The sequence below is a fragment of the Martinezella lusitana genome (assembly GCF_016901135.1).
Classification (GTDB): Bacteria; Pseudomonadota; Alphaproteobacteria; order Rhizobiales; family Rhizobiaceae; genus Rhizobium; species Rhizobium lusitanum_D.
The window spans coordinates 455,587-475,695 of record NZ_JAFEVL010000048.1; the positions used below are offsets into that span (position 1 = coordinate 455,587).

The window sequence follows — 20,109 nt, forward strand, 5'->3', positions numbered from 1 at the left end:
TAATGAAAACGGCGAGACCCCGCATTTCGTTCAATGCCTCAACTTCGCGTTACAAAGCGAAGGCGCTTTCCACGATTTAATTCACACAAAATTATGAAATTATTGGTTAATCTTTTATTGAAATTTCCTGAGATTTTTGCGCGACGGAAAAAACGCCTTCAAGAATATCTGCGGAGCGTGTTAAAAAGAGCACGCCTGACGGGCGCGCAAAACATGATTACGACAATCATGAAATCGCGCCTTTGGTGTTTTCATAAGCGCCGTTCAGGCCTATATGGCTGCTATCTATTTCAATGGAAAGCAGGATCAGGAACATGACTTCCACCCGCACCGAAACCGATACCTTTGGCCCGATCGAAGTCGCCAGCGACCGCTATTGGGGCGCGCAGGCTCAGCGCTCGCTCGGCAACTTCAAGATCGGCTGGGAAAAGCAACCTTTGTCGGTCATACGGGCCCTCGGCATCGTCAAGCAGGCGGCCGCGCGGACCAACATGGAGCTTGGCCAGCTGGACCCTGCTCTCGGTAAAGTGATCGTCGCAGCCGCACAGGAAGTCATCGACGGCAAGCTCAACGACCATTTTCCGCTGGTTGTCTGGCAAACCGGTTCGGGCACGCAGTCGAACATGAACGCCAATGAGGTGATCTCTAACCGCGCGATCGAAATGCTCGGTGGCATCATGGGCTCGAAGAAGCCGGTGCATCCGAACGACCACGTCAACATGAGCCAGTCGTCGAACGACACCTATCCGACCGCCATGCACATCGCCTGCGCCGAAGAGATCGTCCACCATCTGCTGCCGGCCCTGCGACATCTGCACGCAGCGCTCGAAAAGAAGGTCGCCGAGTTCGCCCATATCATCAAGATCGGCCGTACCCATACTCAGGATGCGACGCCGCTGACGCTCGGCCAGGAGTTTTCCGGCTATGCCGCCCAGGTCGCCTCGGCCATCAAGCGCATAGAGCTGACATTGCCGGGCCTCTGCGAACTCGCCCAGGGCGGCACGGCCGTCGGTACCGGTCTCAACGCGCCGATCGGCTTTGCCCAGAAGGTGGCAAACGAAATCGCTGGAATCACCGGCCTGCCCTTCGTCACGGCCCCGAACAAGTTCGAGGCGCTTGCAGCGCATGATTCGATGGTGTTCAGCCACGGCGCCATCAATGCGGCAGCGGCCGCACTCTTCAAGATCGCCAATGACATCCGCCTGCTCGGATCAGGCCCGCGCTCCGGTCTCGGCGAACTGGCGCTGCCGGAAAACGAGCCGGGCTCGTCGATCATGCCGGGCAAGGTCAATCCGACTCAGTGTGAAGCGATGACGCAGGTCTGCATCCATATCTTCGGCAACAATGGCGCCCTGACATTTGCCGACAGCCAGGGTCACTTCGAACTCAACGTCTACAATCCGATGATGGCCTACAATTTCCTGCAGTCGGTGCAGCTGCTCGGCGACGCCGCCGTCTCCTTCACCGACAATTGCGTCGTCGGCATCGAGGCCCGCGAGGATAACATCAGGGCTGGCCTAGAACGATCGCTGATGCTGGTGACGGCGCTCGCACCGAAGATCGGCTACGACAATGCCGCCAAGATCGCCAAGACGGCGCACAAGAACGGCACGACGCTGAAGGAAGAAGCCTTGGCGAGCGGATTGGTGTCCTCGGAAGAGTATGATGCGATCGTGCGGCCGGAAACGATGATCGGGCCGAAGTAGGTTCGTCATTTGGTGAGGTCAGGCACACCCGCCGGTGACGCAATTGCCTGCCTGGCCCCTCACCCCAACCCTCTCCCCGCTCATACGGGGGAGAGGGAGTTTACCGCGTTAAATCACAGACCTTCATCCGTGTGGAGCGACCGTTGTCTTGCTTGGCCGTCCCTTCGCCCCGCTTTGCGGGGAGAGGGCTAGGGTGAGGAGCCAGGCAAAGGGTCTCGGCATGGGAGGACCTACCCGACCTGCGCATATTCCATCGACGATCTGCTGCTTTGAAATTCCATAGCGGCAGCCAAGCAATTGCTTTTGCCTCAAGCCGGATTTAGATCGTTTCCAAACATCTTCTTCCGCCATCCGGCTTGAAAGGTTTCCCAAATGGCTGACGATCTATTTCCACTCGGTGACGACGCCACCCCCTATCGCAAGATTTCCAGCGATTATGTCTCCGTCGAGACGTTCAAGGGCCAGGACATCCTGACTGTCGATCCGGAAGGCATTCGCCTGCTCGCCGAAACGGCCTTTGCCGATATCAACCACCTGCTGCGCCCCGGCCATCTGAAGCAACTGGCCTCCATTCTCGAAGACCCGGAAGCGACCGACAACGACCGCTTTGTGGCCTATGATTTGCTGAAGAATGCCAATATCGCCGCCGGCGGCGTGTTGCCCATGTGCCAGGATACAGGCACGGCCATCATCATGGGCAAGAAGGGCCGCCGCGTCTGGACAGAAGGCGGCGACAGCGGCGCCCTGGCCAAGGGCGTGCTGGACGCCTACGAGAAAAAGAACCTGCGCTATTCGCAGCTCGCCCCCATCAAGATGTTCGAGGAAAAGAACACCAAGAACAACCTTCCGGCCCAGATCGACATCTATGAGGAAGGCACCGACGCCTACGAATTCCTTTTCGTTGCCAAGGGCGGCGGTTCGGCCAACAAGACCTTCCTCTACCAGGGCACGCCATCGCTGCTGACGCACGACCGCATGCTCGACTTCCTCAAGGAAAAGATCCTGACGCTCGGCACGGCGGCCTGTCCTCCCTATCATCTCGCCATCGTCATCGGCGGCACATCGGCCGAGATGACTGTCAAGACGGTCAAGCTTGCCTCGACACGATATCTGGACTGTCTTCCCACGGAGGGCTCCGAAAGCGGGCATGCCTTCCGGGATATCGAAATGGAAAAGGAAATCCACAAGCTTACGCAGAGCCTCGGCGTCGGCGCGCAGTTCGGCGGCAAGTATTTCTGTCACGATGTCCGCGTCATCCGCCTGCCCCGCCACGGCGCCTCGCTGCCGATCGGCCTCGGCGTCTCCTGCTCCGCCGACCGCCAGGCCAAGGGCAAGATCACCCGCGACGGCATCTTCATCGAGCAGCTCGAAACCGATCCGTCGAAATACATGCCTGAGATCGACGAGGCGAAGCTTTCCGAATCGATGGTTCGCATCGATCTCAACAGGCCGATGGCCGATGTCCTTTCCGAGCTGTCGCAGCATCCGGTCAAGACGCGCCTGTCGTTGAGCGGCACCATCATCGTGGCGCGCGACCTGGCGCATGCGAAAATCCGCGAGCGCCTGGAAAAGGGTGAAGGCATGCCCGAATACCTGAAGAACCATCCGGTCTATTATGCCGGCCCGGCCAAGACGCCCGCCGGCTATGCATCCGGCTCCTTCGGTCCGACGACAGCGGGTCGCATGGACAGCTATGTCGATCAGTTCCAGTCGTTCGGCGGTTCGATGATCATGCTCGCCAAGGGCAATCGTTCGCGCGCCGTTCGCGAGGCTTGCAAGACATATCACGGCTTCTATCTCGGCTCGATCGGCGGTCCGGCAGCACGCCTGGCTCAGGATTGCATCAAGAAGGTCGAAGTACTCGAATATCCCGAACTCGGTATGGAAGCCGTGTGGAAAATCGAAGTGGAGAACTTCCCTGCCTTCATAGTCATCGACGACAAGGGCAATGACTTTTTCCAGGAACTCAACCTAGGGTGATGAAATCCAGGCAATCCGGGTCTAAAGAAGGCGCCGATGGCGCCTTCTTCTGTAAAACATGCTTTAACTGTAAAACTTTCGAATAAATCTATATTTGCCAATGAATTTCCACAGTCATCCTCTTAATATTTTTCAAAGAATCTTCGTATAAGTAAAAGTAGTGATTTAGTTGATACATAACGGAGCTCACCGATGAGTACGGCGATTGCGCCCAGGGCGCAAACTCCCGACGTGGCAGGGCAGATTACCTACGCCATGCGATCCATGGGGGTCGCACCTATTCCGCGCAATTACGAGCTGTTCTACGAAGCCTATATCGGATCCAATCCAACTCTGACCCGCGAACTGGCCGCTCTCGGGAGCAGCGCCACGCAGGAGGAATTGGACGCGATCGGGGCCAAGTACTTCTCTGTCCATGCGGGCCGCGTCTTCGATGACGCACATGCCCGCCTGACCACGGAGCTCGACGCCATCCTTCGCGCGTTGCGGCAGGAGCAGGCCACGCTCGAAAGCTACAACCGACTGCTCGGCGAAACCTCCGAATGCATAACGTCCAGGAGCAACAACAGCGCCGATCTGCTGCGCAGCGCCATCGATATGCTCACGGTCGCGACCGGTGACACCATGGCACAGGGCGAAAAAACCGTTGAGAACGTCGCCCAGCACAGCCAGGAAATGGATCAGGTTCGAAAGGAACTGGACGAATACAAGCGCATCGCCAATACCGACGCGCTGACGCGGCTTTCCAACCGCCGCGCCTTCGAGAATCGCCTGGCCTCCATCTTCGACAACCGGCTGACCCGTCCGACGACGGCGCTCGTGCTGGCCGATATCGATCATTTCAAGAAGGTCAACGATACCCACGGCCACCCGGTCGGCGACAAGATCCTTGCCACCGTCGCCTCCATTCTCCGCGCCAATGTCCAGCGTGATGTCTTCGTGGCTCGCGTCGGCGGCGAGGAGTTCGCGCTGATTCTGGAAGGCACCACGGTGGAAGAGGTCACGGCGATTTCCGAGCGGATCCGCCGCACCCTGGAAACGACGCCGTTCAAGAATTCACGGACCAAGATCGACTACGGTCCGATCACCATATCGCTCGGCATCTGCATGGGCTCCGATGCTTCGGATCCCGGCGAGCTCTACAACAAGGCGGATCTTGCGCTCTATTGCGCCAAGAATGCCGGCCGCAACTGCAGCAATGTCTACCAGGAAAGCATGCAGAAGGATTTCACCAAAAGTTGGCTCATCTACAAGAACTAGAAATGAAGCCAGCCAGCCGCCGGCGCTGCCTTCCCGGGCACGCCGGCGGTTTTGTTTGCCAGTGTGTCTTGACGGCGTGCACCGGCCATTCCCGATAGGTCCGGCGCGGCGCATCCTTTTGCTATGATAAGCGCCGTACCGGCGTTCGGTAAAACGACAGCACCGTTCCGTCGCCGTCCTCGTGCGAATTTTCCGTTTTGACAGTCTCCGAAAGAAAGTCACTTATCGCTTCGAGTACCGGAGCGGCGCTGACGATGCGCCGGTGCCCGAAACCATTGGCCCAGAAGAGGCGAACATTCCCTCCCCCGGCGGCATAGGCACGGGCATGGTCGGCACTCACTTCCTTGTCGTCCTCGGCATGGACGACGAGAACCGGCAGGCCTGGATCGAGAACGCCGCGCCGTTCGTCATAGGCGGCAAGCGCACGCCCCGTGACACGCCCGGCCTCCGCCTCCAACGCCATCTGCGTCGCAGGGCCAAGGCCCATCAACTCACCGAAATCCTTGAACAGCCATCCCATGGCGCTCGGCGCTCCGATCAGCACCAATCTCTCCGTCTGGAGCGGTTTGATCCCAGGCAGAAAGCCTGCGGAGGCAAGCGCCAGAGACGCGCCACCGAAGGAGTGCCCGATAGCAGCATCCAAGACACCGAAGCGGGTGGAGGCAGCCGCGATGGCGGAAACCGCGAGGCGCACATTGAGGAACCGTCCGGCCGACCGGCCGTGGCCTGGAAGGTCGAGCGAGATCACCTCCGCTCCCGTATTCGCCAGAAAAATTGTTAGCTCCGACATATACTCGCTACTGGAACCCCAGCCGTGCACAACGAGATAGCGCTTGCGCGGCCCCTTGGCTCCTCCGTTGAAGCGATACGCCGTCGCCCTGCCGCCCGGAAAGGACAGCATGACCTGTTCGGCCGTAACGAGACGTTGTCTGCCCTCCATATGTGCCGCCCTGGCCTTGGAGCCGCGAGGCCGCCGCGACGGCGTCAGGCAGAAAAGCCGGAAAGCTGCCTTGCCGGCGAGCCGCGGAGAAAGCCTGCCGAGGCCGAACAGGCCCGACCGGGTGACCTTGAGCGCAAAGGATGGCATAGTGAGAATCCAAAAAATGTTCAACTATGAACAATAAAGTACAACGATGAACAAAAATCAATCCCTTCCCTGGGACCATCCGCGTTTTCGAAGCTGGATCGCTGTGGCGCGCGCCTGCCAGCTGATGCAGCAATCGCTCGGCCGCGCGCTCGCGCATCTCGACATCAAGCCGCCGCACCTCGACATTCTCGTCAACCTGTTTCGCTTCGAGGGTATCTCCCAGCAGGAACTCGCCCGCAAGCTGCTGGTCGGCCGCTCCAACATGAGCATGCTACTGCCGCAGATGGAAAACCGCGGCCTGATCGAACGTCGTGGAGACAAACACGACAAGCGCGTTCTGCGCCTCTATCTGACCGAAGCGGGCCGGCGCGTCACGGAAGAGGCCATGACCATTCAAACCGCTCTCATCGACCGCATGCTGTCGCATGCACCCGTCGAAGAATGCGAAAGAATGACTGTGCATATGGAGCGTATCGTCAGCCTGCTGATGCAGGACGAGAGCGAACCTCTGGAGACAGTCGGCGATCAGTGATCGCCGGTCGAGCGCGCCGACGGGACAACCCGTGTCAAGGATGCAAACTCCCAGATCGCCACGACGACGAGCACGGCTGTTGCGAGAATGCCGAGTTGGTAGACCACGACCTCCGGCAAGGTGAAAAGCAGCAATCCCAATCCGACGAGGCCCACCAGATGCGACAGTGGCGGCCGGCCGGTCGTCACCCCCTTGAACCAGAGATTTCCGATCAGGAACACGGCCGGGCCACCGAGAATGGCCGCGGCGGCGTGCATATCGGCCTGATCGTGCGGATGCGCGAACAGGAATTCATCGCCAACGACGCTCAGGATGATGCCGGCGAGAATGGGAATATGCGCATAGGTGAAGGCCTGCCTTGCCAGGCTGCCGGGCATGTCGTCATGCTCTATGCGGTGGGCCGCACGCTCATGCCCGAACTGGAAATAGATCCACCACAAGGCAACGGTGCCGACGAAAGCCGTGACGAACACCATGACGATCAAAGGCGAGACCGGCTGTTCGGCAAAGGTCTGGCCGGCCTGAAGGACAGCTTCGCCGAGGCAGATGATGATGAACAACGCACAGCGTTCGGCGAGATGTGCGCCGGATACGTCCCAATCCGCAGCCGTCGACTTGCCGAGACCCGGAACCCGGAAGCCGAGCGCAGGCGCTGAATATTCGATTACGAGCGCCGCCAGCCAGAGACCTAACCTCATCTCGCCTTCCATCAGCGCACCGACGATCCATAAGACGCCGGACAGGACCAGCCAGGAGGTGATGCGAAGGAAATTGCGGTGGTTGGCGGGGCTGACATCCTTGAGGGCATAGACCGTAAACAGGGAACGGCCGACCTGCATGAAGACATAGGCGCCCGCAAAGAAAATCGCCTTCTCGCCAAAGGCGTCCGGAATAGCGGAAGACAGTATAAGCCCGGCAAACATCAGAACGAACAGCATGATGCGCACAGGCATACGGTCGGGATCAAGCCAGTTCGTCACCCAGGCCGTGAAGACCCATACCCACCATACCGCAAAGATCAGCATGACGGCTTCCAGGGCTCCCAGCGGCGTGAAGTGCTCCGCCAGGAAATGCGCAAGCTGGGAAATCGAGAAAACGAACACCAGATCGAAAAACAGCTCGACGAAAGAGACCTTGCTCTCGTTCTTGCCGCCCTTGGCGCGAAGCCAGCTTACCCTACCCCCAAGGACCATGCCTACCTACGTCCTTTTCCCATTGATGACGCCAATGCTAATGCGGCCTTGCAGCCGTGTCGCGACTGAGGCCTTTTTCCTTCAATTCGGCTTCGTAGGCCGCAAAGAGCTCTGCGCCCTTCTCGCCGAGTTCGCGCAGATAGGGCCAGGTGAAAATGCCGGTATCGTGCATATCGTCGAAGCCGATGCGCACGGCGTAATTGCCTGTTGGCGTCATCGACATGATGCCGACATTGCGCTTGCCCGGTACGGTGATCTTCTGCCCCGGTCCATGTCCCTGCACTTCGGCGGAAGGCGATAACACTCGCAGCATCTCGGCAGGCAAATCGAAGCTCGTCCCGTCGTTAAAGCTCACGACAAGGTGATGGCGGTCCTTCGATACCCTCAATTCGGTCGGCCAGACGTCGCTCATCGATTTTTCCATGCGTTTCAATAGGTGTTTCGAGAATTATGCCGCCACTCGTTCACGCGCAAGTGCAATCAAAATGCATTTTCCTTGACGCAACAATCGCCTATGCACACATTAGCAGTGTAACGGAGGTTTGTGTGAATAGCATTGTTGGTACGATAGGCAATGGATCGCCGCTTGTGGCGGATGCGTCCCCGATGGTTGACCCTTTCGGACGGGCGGTCACCTATCTGCGCGTCTCGGTCACCGACCGCTGCGACTTCCGCTGCACTTACTGCATGGCCGAGCACATGACCTTCCTGCCGAAGAAGGATCTGTTGACGCTCGAAGAGCTCAATCGCCTCTGTTCCGCCTTCATCGCCAAGGGCGTGCGCAAGATCAGGCTCACCGGCGGCGAGCCGCTGGTGCGCAAGAACATCATGTTTTTGGTCCGCGAGCTCGGAAGGCAAGTCGGGGATGGTGCGCTCGACGAATTGACCTTGACGACAAATGGCTCGCAGCTCGCCCGCCATGCCGATGAGCTCTACGACTGCGGTGTGCGGCGCATCAACGTCTCGCTCGACACGCTCGACCCCGACAAATTCCGAAGCATCACCCGCTGGGGCGATTTCGCCAAGGTGATGGAGGGTATCGACGCAGCACAAAGGGCCGGCCTGAAGATCAAGCTCAATACCGTCGCTCTCAAGGGCTTCAACGAGGCCGAAATTCCCGAGCTGCTGCGCTTCGCCCACGGCCGGGGCATGGACCTGACCGTTATCGAGACGATGCCGATGGGCGAGATCGATGAGGATCGCACCGATCAGTACCTGCCGCTGTCGAAGCTGCGCGCCGACCTTGAGCGTCAGTTCACGCTGGCCGATATTCCCTACAAGACAGGCGGCCCGGCCCGTTATGTCAAGGTGGCGGAAACTGATGGAAGGCTCGGCTTCATCACGCCGATGACGCATAATTTCTGCGAGAGCTGCAACCGCGTGCGGCTCACCTGCACGGGCACGCTCTACATGTGTCTCGGACAGAACGACGCGGCCGACCTGCGCACGGCGCTGCGTGCGACGGAAGATGATGCGCTCCTTTGTGCCGCGATCGACGAAGCGATCACCCGCAAGCCGAAAGGTCATGACTTCATCATCGACCGTACCCATAACCGGCCGGCTGTCGCGCGCCACATGAGCGTCACCGGCGGCTAGCCAACATCGAGAAAATCAAAATGCAGCTTGAGCTCATTCGCAACGCGACGCTGAAGATCAGCTATGGCGGCCATGTGCTGTTGATCGACCCCTATTTCGCGCCACGCCACAGCCTGCCGTCCTTTACCGGCCGCTCTCCCAACCCGATGACGGTACTGCCCCGCGCGATCGACGACATTCTCCAAGGTGTGGAGCTGGTGATCGTGTCGCATCTGCATACCGATCACTTCGATTCCGTGGCAAAGGAACGCGTCCCGAAGACCCTGCCGCTCCTCTGCCAGCCCGGCGACGAAGGCTCTATCAGGGAAACTGGATTCGCTGATGTCACACCCCTGTCCGAGACTACGGTCTGGCAAGGGATAACGATCACGCCGCGGCAAGGCAGCCACGGTCTCGGCCCGGTCGTGGAGAAAATGGGACATGTCATCGGCTTCACGCTGGAGGCTGCCGGCGAACCCACCGTCTATTGGGCAGGCGATACCGTGCTTTATCCGCCGGTTGCCGAGACGATCCGGCAGGTCTCGCCCGATATCGTCGTCACGCATTCCTGCGGCGCGCGCTGGGACGGCGATCTCATCGTCATGGATGCCGAGCAGACGGTCGCGCTCAGCCGCCTCGCCTCGCAAGCAATCGTCGTTGCAACCCATATGGAAGCGCTCGACCATGCGACGATCACGCGACAAGACCTTCGCCAGGCAGCGGATATAGCAGGTATCGATCCATCGCGCCTGCTGATCCCTGCCGATGGCGAAACACTCCACTTGGGCCGATGATCTGATCGCGCTTCGCCAAGCACGACTAGCGCGACGCGAAGCGCTTCTTCGCCGCATCGGTCGCCGGCATGTACAGCGAAACTGCAGTTCCCTCGGGGTCGCGGAATTGGAAGGTCTTGTTGCCCCAGGGCATCATCTTCAGCTCGTGCACAAGAGGAACCTTGTCCTTCAGGCGTTCGTATTCGGCGTCGATGTCTTCGACCTGGAATTCGATGCAGGCGGTGCGATTGGCGCCAGGCTCGGCGCTGCCCTCTCTCCAAAGGGCGACGGTTTCGACGGCGCCGATGGCCAACGTGCCCGCCGACGTCTCGATCTCAGCAAAAACGGGGGCAAGCCATTCGGCCTGGAGCCCGGTTACCATTTCATAGAAGGCAACCATGGCCTTTATGTCGGCCGCGATGAGACGGGTGGAAGCGAACTTCATAACTAGTCCTTTTGATTGGATGCAAAGCCCTTGCAGCTCCGCAGAACCTCTTGTCGCATAGCCCTGCTGCCACCATACTGTCAGCAGGAGTAAGTATGCGATGCGCCGCGGCGACCGACTGTTTCAGATCATTCAGATTCTGCGCCGATCGACCCGGCCGGTGACGGCGACCGCGCTGGCAGTGGAACTTGAGGTATCGAAACGCACGGTTTATCGCGACATGGCCGACCTGATAGGCCAGCGGGTTCCGATCGAAGGCGAGGCAGGGCTGGGCTACGTGCTCGCCGCTGGCTACGACATGCCGCCGCTGATGCTGGCGCCTGACGAGCTGGAAGCGGTGGTGCTGGGCGCGCAGTGGGTCTCGGGCCATTCCGACAAGGTGCTTGCCAATGCGGCGCGCGATGTGATTGCAAAGATCGCCGCTGTCGTCCCCGAGCACCTGCGCCCCTTCATCGTCGAGCCGAGCGTGGGCGCAAGACCGACTGGCGGGAGGCCTGAGGAGCGTGTCGATGCGTCGCTGCTCAGATCGGCAATCCGCAATGGTGTGAAACTGCGGCTGCGGTACAGCTCGGAAGCGAGCGACGAGACGGAGCGAACAGTGTGGCCGGTGATCCTCGGCTATGCCGAGACCAGCAGCCTGCTGGTCGCCTGGTGCGAGCTGCGACAGGGTTTCCGCCATTTCCGCACTGACCGGATTGTCGCGGCCGAGATACTCGAAGAACCTATCGGCTTGCGATCGGGCGAATTGCGCCGCCGCTGGCAGCGCTGGCGCGAAGAGCAAGTCCGGCTGTCCCCGGGCTTGCTGCAACCGCAGCCTTGATTAGGTTTTGGCCAAATTGAAAAGCACCGGCTCATTTGGCCGGCGCTTTTCAATTAATTATAATAATCTGCTAATGTGATACTTTAGGCTGCACGATAGCGCGCCACCTCTGCAGCGCTATGATGTTCGTAGCCCACATCGCCATCACCGGTGCGGAAGCGATCGATCTTCTCGGACAGCGTATCGACACGCTGGCGCAGACCGTGGATCTCGGCATTGTTCTCCTCGACCATGGCCGCATTCCGCTGCGTAATCAGCTCCACTTCGGCGACCGCCCGGGTTACTTCTTCGATGCCGGTCGATTGCTCGGTCGTTGCCGAAGAAATATCGGCCACGAGCCTCTGCACGCCGGTGACATGGCTGATGATCTCCGTCAGTGCCGCACCGGTCTGTTCGACCAGGCGAACGCCGTTCTGCACCTGGGTGGAACTTGCCGAGATCAAGCCTTTGATCTCCTTTGCCGCATTGGCGCAGCGCTGCGCCAGCTCGCGCACTTCCTGCGCCACGACAGCAAAACCGCGACCCGCCTCACCGGCACGCGCCGCCTCGACGCCGGCGTTCAGCGCCAGAAGATTGGTCTGGAAAGCGATTTCATCGATGACGCCGATGATGGTGGCGATTTTTTCAGACGAACGGTTGATCTCGCTCATCGCGCCGACAGCCTTGGCGACCACTTCACCGGACCGGCTGGCATAGGCCTGCGTCTCGTTGACCGATGTCGCCGTCTGCCGCGCGCGGTCCGCCGTTGAGCGCACGACGTCGCTCAGGCGGTGCAGCGCGCGCGAGCTTTCCTCGAGGGCTGCTGCCTGCTGTTCGGTGCGGCGCGCCAGATCATCGGCCGACATAGCAAGGTTGCCGGTGCCGCCCTTGATCTCTTCCGCCGTGTAGCGAACATCCGTCAAGGTTTCGCGCAGGGCTTCGATGGCATGATTGTAGGTGAAGGCCATTTCGACGAAGTCCGCTGAAAGGTCTTCGCGCATGCTCTCTTCCAGATTGCCGTCGGCAAGCTTGGCAAGAACATCCGCCAGCGCATTCAGGGCCTGCTTCTGCTCGGCTTCGATGCGGGCACGCTCGGCAGCACGACGGGTGGCGTCCTCCTCCGAAAGCGCCCGGGCGCTCTCCGCTTCCCGCTCCAATCGGACGTTCTCCAATGCGGCGTCCCGGAAGACGCTGACGGAACGCACCATGTCGCCGATCTCGTCGCCGCGATTGCGTCCGTCGATCGCCACCTCCAGATCGCCGCTCGCAAGCCGCGTCATGATCTCGGTCACGCGCTTCAGCGGTCCGCGCAGGGTTTCCACCAGCATCAGGCCGCCGACGATGGCAAGCAGAGTGCCGAGGATCATCGCAATCACGGAAACATTGGCGGAGCGCTCGCTGTCTTCCTTGCCGAGTTCCTGCGCCTGGGCCACGAAACTGCGAAGCGATGTCATCGCATCGGCCAGCAGTTGGTTGGACTGGATGCGTGTCGTCTTCCAGTCGGCTGCCGTCTGCAGCAAGTCGGCCGATCCGTTCGTCAGGCCGTCGATCAAGGGCTGCATGTGGGCCGCAAAATCGCGCATGGTGGCATTGGTCTGGCCGAGCGCGGAAATCTTCGCAGCCGCAACCTGCAGATCCTTGAGATCGGCCATCACGGGTTCGCGCGACGCGGCGTCGCGGACATTTTCCATGCGCGATGCGTGCAAGGTCAGGCGGTCGGTGATCCCAAGCGCTTCGTCGACATGATCCAGAAGCTCCTTCTGACCGTCGATGATCTTGTCGAGGCTGACGAAGCGACCAGCGGCAGTGTCGCTGTTCTTGGCTGACTGCAGCGTCATGTCGCCTTCGATCTTGACGAAGCTCTGCAGGATCGGTCCCATCGCCTCGACCTTCTGATCGGGCGTGTCGGAATTCTTCAATACGGCATCGAGCTTGTCGGCGGCATCGGAGGCGTTGTTGACAAGGCCGGCGCCGCGCTTGGAGACCAACGCCTTGGATACCGCCACCTGCTTCAAAATGGCGTCGGCATAGGTGCGCGCATCGGAAATCTCTTCCGTGGAGTCGGCCGCCATCTGCACCTGGATGCGCAGATTGCTCATCTTCTCCGACAAACCCTTATAGGCCGCGGCATCGTAAAGCAGCTCCTTGGCAAAGGTTTCCTTGTCACTGAAATCCTTGCGGATGATATCGATCTGCTTGGCAGCGGCCTTGCCGGTGGCTTCCACACCCTGCACTGCCTTGCGGATCGCCTCGACATCGCTGTCCTGCTTCTGCCTGATCGCCCAGAGCGTTGCTTCCTGGGTGCGCATCTTGTCGGCCAACTCGCTGACAGGAACGATCTTGGCGCGCTGATCGTCGCTGAGCAGGCCGCTCAGCCGGTGCACGCCCTGCTCCTGCGCATCGATCTTGTCGGCAAGCGCCTGACGCGTGTCGTCAGACGGCGCTGCCGTGAACTCCTGCAGCGCAGCCTGCAAATTCTCGAAATCGCTGATGTTTTCGATCGTCGCGCGCGTCACGGTCATGTGGCCATTCAGAATATTGGCCGTGTGATAGCCGACCAGACCGACGCCGGCGATGAGGACCACCAGCGGCACCACGAAGATGAGGACCTTGGTCACAATCCGGCGGCTCTGCAGAAGACGATCAATGAAAAACATGCGGCGCCCTAACTGGGTTATTTAAGTCTCCGGCGAAGGCGGGATCGTCATTCCTGCTGCGCTGCGGTAGGTGCTTCTGCCTCATGCAAAACCGCTGTGAGCCTCGGGAAATAAGATTGAATAAGAATTAATCGGACACCTAAAACCTTGCGGTATATGCAAAAAATATACAACCGGCGTATCATTTTACGACTGAGGCGCGAAAATACTCATCACTTCGGAGCTAACTGCGCTGCAGCGCACAATCGAATTCCGCCGCCATGAAAAGACAAGCGATTACAATTTGCTGAAAACGGCGCTAATCCAGACTGACAATCCGGAGACTCGTTTTTTCATGCGACTGACCAAGAATATGCAGGGCGCGCTCTTCATGGCCGCATCCATGGCCGGCTTCTGCTGCAGCGACGCTCTGTCCAAGACGGTCATCGCCTCGATGAACGCCGGCGAAATCATCTTCATCCGCGGCTTGTTTACGGCCTTCCTCGTCTATCTCCTCGCCCGCAGAATGGGCGCGCTGCGTTCCTGGAAAGTCGTTCTGCAGCCGATGATCGCTCTGCGCATCGCCTGCGAAGCCATAGCCGCGGCAACCTACATCACCGCGCTCGGGATGATGCCGATCGCCAATGCCTCGGCCATTCAGCAGGCCGTGCCTCTGGCGGTGACGCTCGGTGCAGTGGTGTTTCTGAAAGAACCTGTGGGATGGCGGCGATGGGCGGCGATTACGGTCGGCTTCATCGGCGTCCTGATCATCATCCGGCCTGGCCCTGAGGGTTTTACCACGGCTGCGTTGCTCGCTATCGCCTGCATGTTCGCGACCGCCGCCCGCGACCTGTCCACACGCTGCATCAGCAAGGACGTGCCGTCGCTGATGGTCACGGTATGTACCGCAATCTTTATTTCCATCTTCGGTGCCCTCTGCATCGTTCCGCTCGGCGGCTGGCAGCCCGTGAATATCACGTCTCTCCTCCAGATCCTGCTCGCGTCCGTTCTCGTGCTGATTGGCTATCAGGCTGTCATCCTGGCAATGCGCACGGGCGAAATCTCCTTCGTCGCGCCGTTTCGCTATCTGAGCCTCATCTGGTCAGCCTTGCTCGGCCTGATCGTCTTCGGCGAGAGGCCTGACAGTTGGGCCATCATCGGCGCCGCGATTGTCATCGCCTCCGGCATCTATACATTCTATCGGGAAAACAAACGGCGGGCCGCCGAGCGCGTCGCGCAGGAATCAGAGCCCCGCGTTCCCGCCTGAGGTCGCAATCATGTCCGGCTTCATCGCCAATGCCGACGATATCCCAGTCGTCCTGCTCGCAGGGGGGCGGTCGAGCCGCATGGGCGCGAACAAGGCATTTGTCATACTGGGCGGCGAAAGCCTTCTCGCCCGTATCTCAACACGAATCACGCAGCGACAAAGACAACCCGTCGCGCTCAACGCCGATCCCGATTGGCCCGACTCGCTGGGGTTGACGCTTGTCCCGGACGGGATTCCCGGCAAGCTCGGGCCGCTGGCAGGTGTGCTCACCGCCATGCGGGATACGGCGCTGCGCTATCCGCAGGTTTCGCATGTTGCCACTGTCCCCATAGACAGCCCCTTCTTCCCGCTCGATCTGATCGCGCGGCTGGCGGATGCCGTTCAAGGCCGTGATGAAATTGCAATCGCCGCGTCGTTCGACCGCGACCACCCGGTTTTCGGTCTCTGGCCCGTCTCCGCCGCCAGTGATCTCGAGACATGGATCGTCTCGGACCCGAAACGACGCGTCAGCGATTTTCTCGCACGCCACAACGTCCGAAGGGTGGAGTTTCCCGCGATCGGAACACCGATCGGTCCCCTCGACCCCTTCTTCAACGTCAACACTCCAGCCGATCTGATCGAGGCGGAGAAATGGCTCACCGAACTGGAGGGCATGTCATGACGACACCCCGACCGAAGATCTTCGGCATTGCAGGCTGGAAGAATTCCGGCAAGACCGGGCTCGCTGTGCGCCTCGTCACCGAATTCACCCGACGCGGCTACCGGATTTCAACGATCAAGCATGCGCATCATGACTTCGATATCGACAAGGTGGGCGCCGACAGCTTTCGCCATCGCGAGGCCGGAGCGCATGAAGTTACCATCGTCTCGGGCACGCGTTATGCCATCATGCACGAATTGCGCGGCGCGCCTGAACCCAGCTTCGAGGAAATACTGGCGCGCCTCGCTCCCTGCGACCTCGTCCTGATCGAAGGCTACAAGCGCGAGCCCATCCCGAAGATCGAGGCACGCCGCCTGGAGGCCGTCAACCGGGAGCCGCTTGCCGCACACGACCCGCATATCGTCGCCATCGCCGCCGACCATCCTGTCGAGGACGCCGGTTCGCTTAAAGTCTTCGACCTCGATAACACGCTGGCAATCGCCGATTTTATCGCCGCAACCGTCGGCCTTGATGAGCCGGCAAAATAAAAGGCCGCCGGTCTCCCGGCGGCCTCGCGACATGGCTCGAACCTGCCTTACTGGTTGGAAGCGACCGGTCGCACCAGCGGCGTGATGCGGCGGATGGTGACGCGGCGGTTCTCCTGCGAAGGCCCGAGCGTATTCACCTTGAGATACTGTTCGCCATAGCCCTGGGTCACCAGGTTTTCAGCCGGAATGCCATAGACATCGCTAAGCACATTGGCGACCGATTCCGCACGGCGGTCGGACAGGATCAGGTTGCTTTCCGCCGAGCCGACAGCATCCGTATGGCCTTCGATAAGGAAGGTTTCGGTCGGATCACGCTTGACGATCTGCGATATCCCGTCGGCAACACCCCGCAGCGAGCTGGCCTGCGACATCGGAATATCGGCGCTGCCCGTTGCGAAGGTGATCGTGTCGAGATCGATACGGCGGATCTTGTCGCGGATACGGGCGGAATACCGCACTTCGTTGACGGAATAGATCCGCTCGACCGGCTCGACCGGCGGTTCGCGCAGGAAGTCGTAGTAATCCGCGTTGCGGTTGGATGCCGTGTCGATGATGTACTGGCTCAGCGGAATGAGCAGGCGCATCGGCGGCAGATCGTCGCCCGGGTCGCGGAAATAATCGTCGTGATCAGGCTGCCGCTCGAGCTCGGGCGAGTAGAACAGAACATATTCCCGGCCGCTGCCATCGATGCGGGACCGCTGGATGATGTCGCCATAGCGGTTGCGGATGGTGATGACGCGATCGCCATCCGGCCGGTCGATCGTCTCGCGATAACGATCCCTCGGCAGCTGCTCGTAGGTGGGCCGCTCACCGCCGCGGACGAAGCGATCGGTATCGTCATGGCGAACGACGTAGTTGTTGTCGACATTCACGATGGTGCGATTGTCCTGATTGATGATGGTCTGGACCGCCGTTCCTTGCGGCGAGGCAAAGTCCGGCCGGCGATCGATCCGGCGGCCCTGCTCGCTGGTCACGGCTTCCATCTTGACGGGCGGTTGCGGCTGGCCGCCAGGTGCCGCGCGCTGCGCCTCGGCGTCAGAGGTCGGCGGTTTCGTATAGGCCGGCGACGGCTGCTGTGCCGGGGCATTTTGCGCCTGCCCGTTCTGGCCCTGCCCTTTCCGACCCTGACCGCCCTGGGCACCCGGAGTGCCGGGATTCTGCCCACCGTTCAGATGTTCGCCGCGGCGAACCGCATCCTTCTGGCTGTCCAGAACAGCGCTGCCGTTTTGAACAGGCAGGATGACAGGCCCCTTCGCGGAGGCTGGATCTTCCGCAATCTTCTTGCGGCGCTCCAGGTCCTGCGGCGAGATCTGTTCTGCCGGAGGCAGCTGGATCTCGGCACCCTGCTGTGCGTTGCCATTGGCCGGCGCGGGCGCAGCATTGCCAGTGGCAGGAGCAGGCGTTCCATTGCCGTTGGCCGGAGCAGGTGTTGCATTGCCCTGAGCCGGCGTCTCAGCGCCCTTACTCGGTTGCTGCTTGCCGGGCTGAGGTGCGGCCTGGTTTTGCTCCTGCCCCTGCGGCTCGGTCTTCTGAGCCGGCTGCTGCGGATTAGCCGCCGGCTGTTCGCCCTGCTGCTGATTCTGCGGCTGCTTGCCGTGCGTCTTGTCTCCGGCCGGCTTTTGCCCCTGCGCTGCGCCGGGCGCTACCTGCGTGCCAGGTTGGGTTTCAGGCTGCGCCTGTGTCTCCGGTTGAGCCTTATGACCCTTCGGAGGCTGGCCAGCAGGTGTTTGTGGCTGCTCGGCCGGCTGCTGCGCCGGAGCCTCCTTCTGGGCCGGGGCTGGCTGCTGCGCCTTCGGCGCGGGCTGGCCCTGCGGCTCTTCGGCGGCCGGCTGCTTATGCTCTGCCTTTGGCTGCGGCGCCGTCTCAGGCTGCTTTGCCTCGGGCTGCTTTGCTTCAGGCTGCTTTGCCGGTTGCTGGGTATTCTGCTTGTGCTGCTGTGTCTCGGGCGCCGGCTCCGGCGCTGCAGCCTTGGGCTGCGGCTTGGCTTCGGGCTGCGCCTGCGGCGCTTCGGCCGGCTGCTTGTGTTCCGCCTTGGGTTGTTCTTGCTGTGCGGGCTGCTGATGTTCCGCCTTCGGCGGCTGCGCTTCCGGCTGCTGCTTCGGCGGCTTCTGCTGCTGCTCCGCACCGCCTTCATGCTTCTGGCCTTGCGGCTCACCCTTGCCGGCCTCGCCAGGTTTCTTGTGCTTCAGCTGTTCTTCGTCCGTTTGACCTGCGGGCGCCTCTTGCTGCGCGACCTCGATGTTCGCATCGGCACCGCCCGCGACGCCGCCGGCAATGTCATTGGTCAATGGTGCGATGGGCTGCTCGCGCAGCGCCGCAGCTGCTGCCGGCTCGAATGCGAGCGATAGTGAAAGCAGCGGAAACGCGGCGCTGGCAAATAGTCTGGATCGCTTTCCCATATGGGGTCTCCTCTTATGATCTTTTCTTTGTCCGCCGAATTGCGAATCTCAGCGGGCAAGGCGATGCCTCACGAAGCCGGCCGATTTTCGGTTCTCGTGAGGCTGAATCGCGGCAGGCCGCTATATGTTCCGGAACTATTAGGATGCCGCAATTAACCCTGGCTGAATGCGCCGGACGGCTTCCATTCAGATTTCCCGCCCGCGCATTCGCATTGCCGCGGGATCGCGCGGCAAAAAATCGTCCTCGTAATTCCAGTTGCAATTTTCAAAAAAAAAGTACGAATATCGCCGCAAGGCGGATCACCCACCCGCTCCACTCGAGCCGGACGCCAATCAACAATAATGAGCTGCCGGCCGCCAACTGAGAGGATCAATATGCGCATCTCCACTCGTCTTCTTGCCGCTGCGTCCTTCGCCGCGATGTCGCTTCTGGCCGGCGCCGCGCTTGCTGACGGCGACGCGATCGTCATCGGCACGGACGCGACTTACCCGCCGTTCGAATCGCTCGATGCCGGTGGCAAGTTCGTCGGCTTCGACATCGATATAGCCAATGCGCTTTGCGATCAGATGAAGGTCAAGTGCACCTTCGTGAACCAGGATTTCGACGGCATCATTCCGGCCCTCCAGGCCAAGAAGTTCGACGCCATCGTCTCCTCCATGTCGATCACGCCGGAGCGCGAGAAGATCGTCGACTTCACCAACAAGTACTACAACACGCCGCCGGCGATCGCCGTGCCGAAGGATTCGACCATCAAGGAACCGACGGACGAAGCTCTGAAGGGCAAGTCCATTGGTGCCCAGTCCTCGACGACGCATGCCAACTACGCCTCCGCCCACCTCAAGGATGCCGAACTGAAGCTCTATCCGTCGGCTGACGAATACAAGCTCGACCTCGGCAACGGCCGTATCGACGCCGCCATCGACGATGTCGTCGTGCTGTCGGAATGGGTGAAGTCGGATGCGGGCGCCTGCTGCAAGATGCTCGGCACGCTGAAGATCGATCCGGTCATCAACGGCGCCGGTGCGGGTATCGCTGTTCGCAAGGGCGATACGGCTCTCAAGGACAAGTTCAACGCCGCCATCGTCGCGATCCGCGCTGACGGCACCTATAAGAAGATTCAGGACAAATACTTCGATTTCGACGTTTACGGCGACTGATCGCCCGTCGATTCCCTTGGAAAAGACGACGGCGGAAGCTTGCTCTTCCGCCGTTTTTGTTTGACAACGAGAACAATATAAGCAGAAACGCGGCAAAAGCCGCTAGGGGAA

The 20,109-nt window shown here is 60.5% G+C and carries 17 protein-coding genes; 11 read left to right on the top strand and 6 right to left on the bottom strand.

What is annotated here, in order from left to right; all coding sequences use genetic code 11:
• Positions 1–314: 314 nt before the first annotated feature.
• From fumC to JTP94_RS23025, 3 genes are all read left to right on the top strand, one after another.
• Positions 315–1,706, top strand: coding sequence for a class II fumarate hydratase (fumC, locus tag JTP94_RS23015; RefSeq protein ID WP_204852746.1), 1,392 nt, complete (start codon positions 315–317; stop codon positions 1,704–1,706).
• 372 nt (positions 1,707–2,078) lie between these two features.
• Entirely contained in the window at positions 2,079–3,686 is a 1,608-nt protein-coding gene (locus JTP94_RS23020; RefSeq protein WP_204852747.1) for a fumarate hydratase, read from the top strand.
• 192 nt (positions 3,687–3,878) lie between these two features.
• Positions 3,879–4,946, top strand: a complete 1,068-nt coding sequence (locus JTP94_RS23025) for a GGDEF domain-containing protein (protein WP_204852748.1) — start codon at positions 3,879–3,881, stop codon at positions 4,944–4,946.
• A gap of 121 nt (positions 4,947–5,067) precedes the next feature.
• On the opposite strand, the gene JTP94_RS23030 is transcribed toward JTP94_RS23025, so the two are convergent.
• Positions 5,068–6,033: an alpha/beta hydrolase gene (locus JTP94_RS23030; protein WP_204852749.1), complete on the bottom strand. Its 966-nt coding sequence runs from the start codon at positions 6,031–6,033 to the stop codon at positions 5,068–5,070.
• A 46-nt stretch (positions 6,034–6,079) separates the two neighbouring features.
• On the opposite strand from JTP94_RS23030, the gene JTP94_RS23035 reads away from it, so the two are divergent.
• On the top strand, positions 6,080–6,565 hold the full coding sequence (locus JTP94_RS23035) for a MarR family winged helix-turn-helix transcriptional regulator (RefSeq protein WP_204852750.1): 486 nt from the start codon (positions 6,080–6,082) through the stop codon (positions 6,563–6,565).
• Here JTP94_RS23035 and JTP94_RS23040 read toward each other — a convergent pair.
• Both JTP94_RS23040 and JTP94_RS23045 read right to left on the bottom strand, forming a co-directional pair.
• On the bottom strand, positions 6,559–7,758 hold the full coding sequence (locus JTP94_RS23040) for a low temperature requirement protein A (RefSeq protein ID WP_204852751.1): 1,200 nt from the start codon (positions 7,756–7,758) through the stop codon (positions 6,559–6,561). The two genes, JTP94_RS23035 and JTP94_RS23040, sit on opposite strands and share 7 nt — an antisense overlap.
• A 37-nt stretch (positions 7,759–7,795) precedes the next feature.
• On the bottom strand, positions 7,796–8,170 hold the full coding sequence (locus JTP94_RS23045) for a gamma-butyrobetaine hydroxylase-like domain-containing protein (RefSeq protein WP_204852752.1): 375 nt from the start codon (positions 8,168–8,170) through the stop codon (positions 7,796–7,798).
• Between the two features lie 134 nt (positions 8,171–8,304).
• Between JTP94_RS23045 and moaA the strand changes: the two genes are divergently transcribed.
• Both moaA and JTP94_RS23055 read left to right on the top strand, forming a co-directional pair.
• Positions 8,305–9,354, top strand: a complete 1,050-nt coding sequence (moaA, locus tag JTP94_RS23050; RefSeq protein ID WP_204852753.1) for a GTP 3',8-cyclase MoaA — start codon at positions 8,305–8,307, stop codon at positions 9,352–9,354.
• A gap of 20 nt (positions 9,355–9,374) precedes the next feature.
• Positions 9,375–10,127, top strand: coding sequence for an MBL fold metallo-hydrolase (locus JTP94_RS23055; protein WP_204852754.1), 753 nt, complete (start codon positions 9,375–9,377; stop codon positions 10,125–10,127).
• Between the two features lie 25 nt (positions 10,128–10,152).
• On the opposite strand, the gene JTP94_RS23060 is transcribed toward JTP94_RS23055, so the two are convergent.
• The gene (locus JTP94_RS23060) at positions 10,153–10,551 is read right to left on the bottom strand and encodes a VOC family protein (RefSeq protein ID WP_204852755.1); all 399 of its coding nucleotides are present in this window, start codon (positions 10,549–10,551) and stop codon (positions 10,153–10,155) included.
• A gap of 100 nt (positions 10,552–10,651) precedes the next feature.
• On the opposite strand from JTP94_RS23060, the gene JTP94_RS23065 reads away from it, so the two are divergent.
• The gene (locus tag JTP94_RS23065) at positions 10,652–11,371 is read left to right on the top strand and encodes a YafY family protein (protein WP_204852756.1); all 720 of its coding nucleotides are present in this window, start codon (positions 10,652–10,654) and stop codon (positions 11,369–11,371) included.
• Between the two features lie 83 nt (positions 11,372–11,454).
• Here JTP94_RS23065 and JTP94_RS23070 read toward each other — a convergent pair whose 3' ends face one another.
• Positions 11,455–14,007, bottom strand: coding sequence for a methyl-accepting chemotaxis protein (locus JTP94_RS23070; RefSeq protein ID WP_204852757.1), 2,553 nt, complete (start codon positions 14,005–14,007; stop codon positions 11,455–11,457).
• Between the two features lie 334 nt (positions 14,008–14,341).
• Between JTP94_RS23070 and JTP94_RS23075 the strand changes: the two genes are divergently transcribed.
• Genes JTP94_RS23075 through mobB form a run of 3 tightly spaced genes read left to right on the top strand, consistent with a single transcriptional unit; the run spans position 14,342 to position 16,441 of the window.
• Positions 14,342–15,253 carry a DMT family transporter gene (locus JTP94_RS23075; RefSeq protein ID WP_204852758.1) on the top strand — a complete coding sequence of 304 codons (912 nt, stop codon included), beginning with the start codon at positions 14,342–14,344 and terminating at the stop codon, positions 15,251–15,253.
• 10 nt (positions 15,254–15,263) lie between these two features.
• Entirely contained in the window at positions 15,264–15,914 is a 651-nt protein-coding gene (gene mobA, locus JTP94_RS23080) for a molybdenum cofactor guanylyltransferase MobA (RefSeq protein WP_204852759.1), read from the top strand.
• On the top strand, positions 15,911–16,441 hold the full coding sequence (gene mobB, locus JTP94_RS23085) for a molybdopterin-guanine dinucleotide biosynthesis protein B (RefSeq protein WP_204852760.1): 531 nt from the start codon (positions 15,911–15,913) through the stop codon (positions 16,439–16,441). The genes mobA and mobB overlap by 4 nt, the downstream gene beginning before the upstream one ends.
• A gap of 47 nt (positions 16,442–16,488) precedes the next feature.
• On the opposite strand, the gene JTP94_RS23090 is transcribed toward mobB, so the two are convergent.
• A complete protein-coding gene (locus tag JTP94_RS23090; protein WP_204852761.1) occupies positions 16,489–18,840 on the bottom strand; it encodes an OmpA family protein in 2,352 nt (783 codons plus the stop codon).
• 375 nt (positions 18,841–19,215) lie between these two features.
• Here JTP94_RS23090 and JTP94_RS23095 point away from each other — a divergent pair, with 375 nt between their 5' ends.
• Positions 19,216–19,998, top strand: coding sequence for an ABC transporter substrate-binding protein (locus tag JTP94_RS23095; RefSeq protein ID WP_204852762.1), 783 nt, complete (start codon positions 19,216–19,218; stop codon positions 19,996–19,998).
• Positions 19,999–20,109 lie beyond the last annotated feature (111 nt).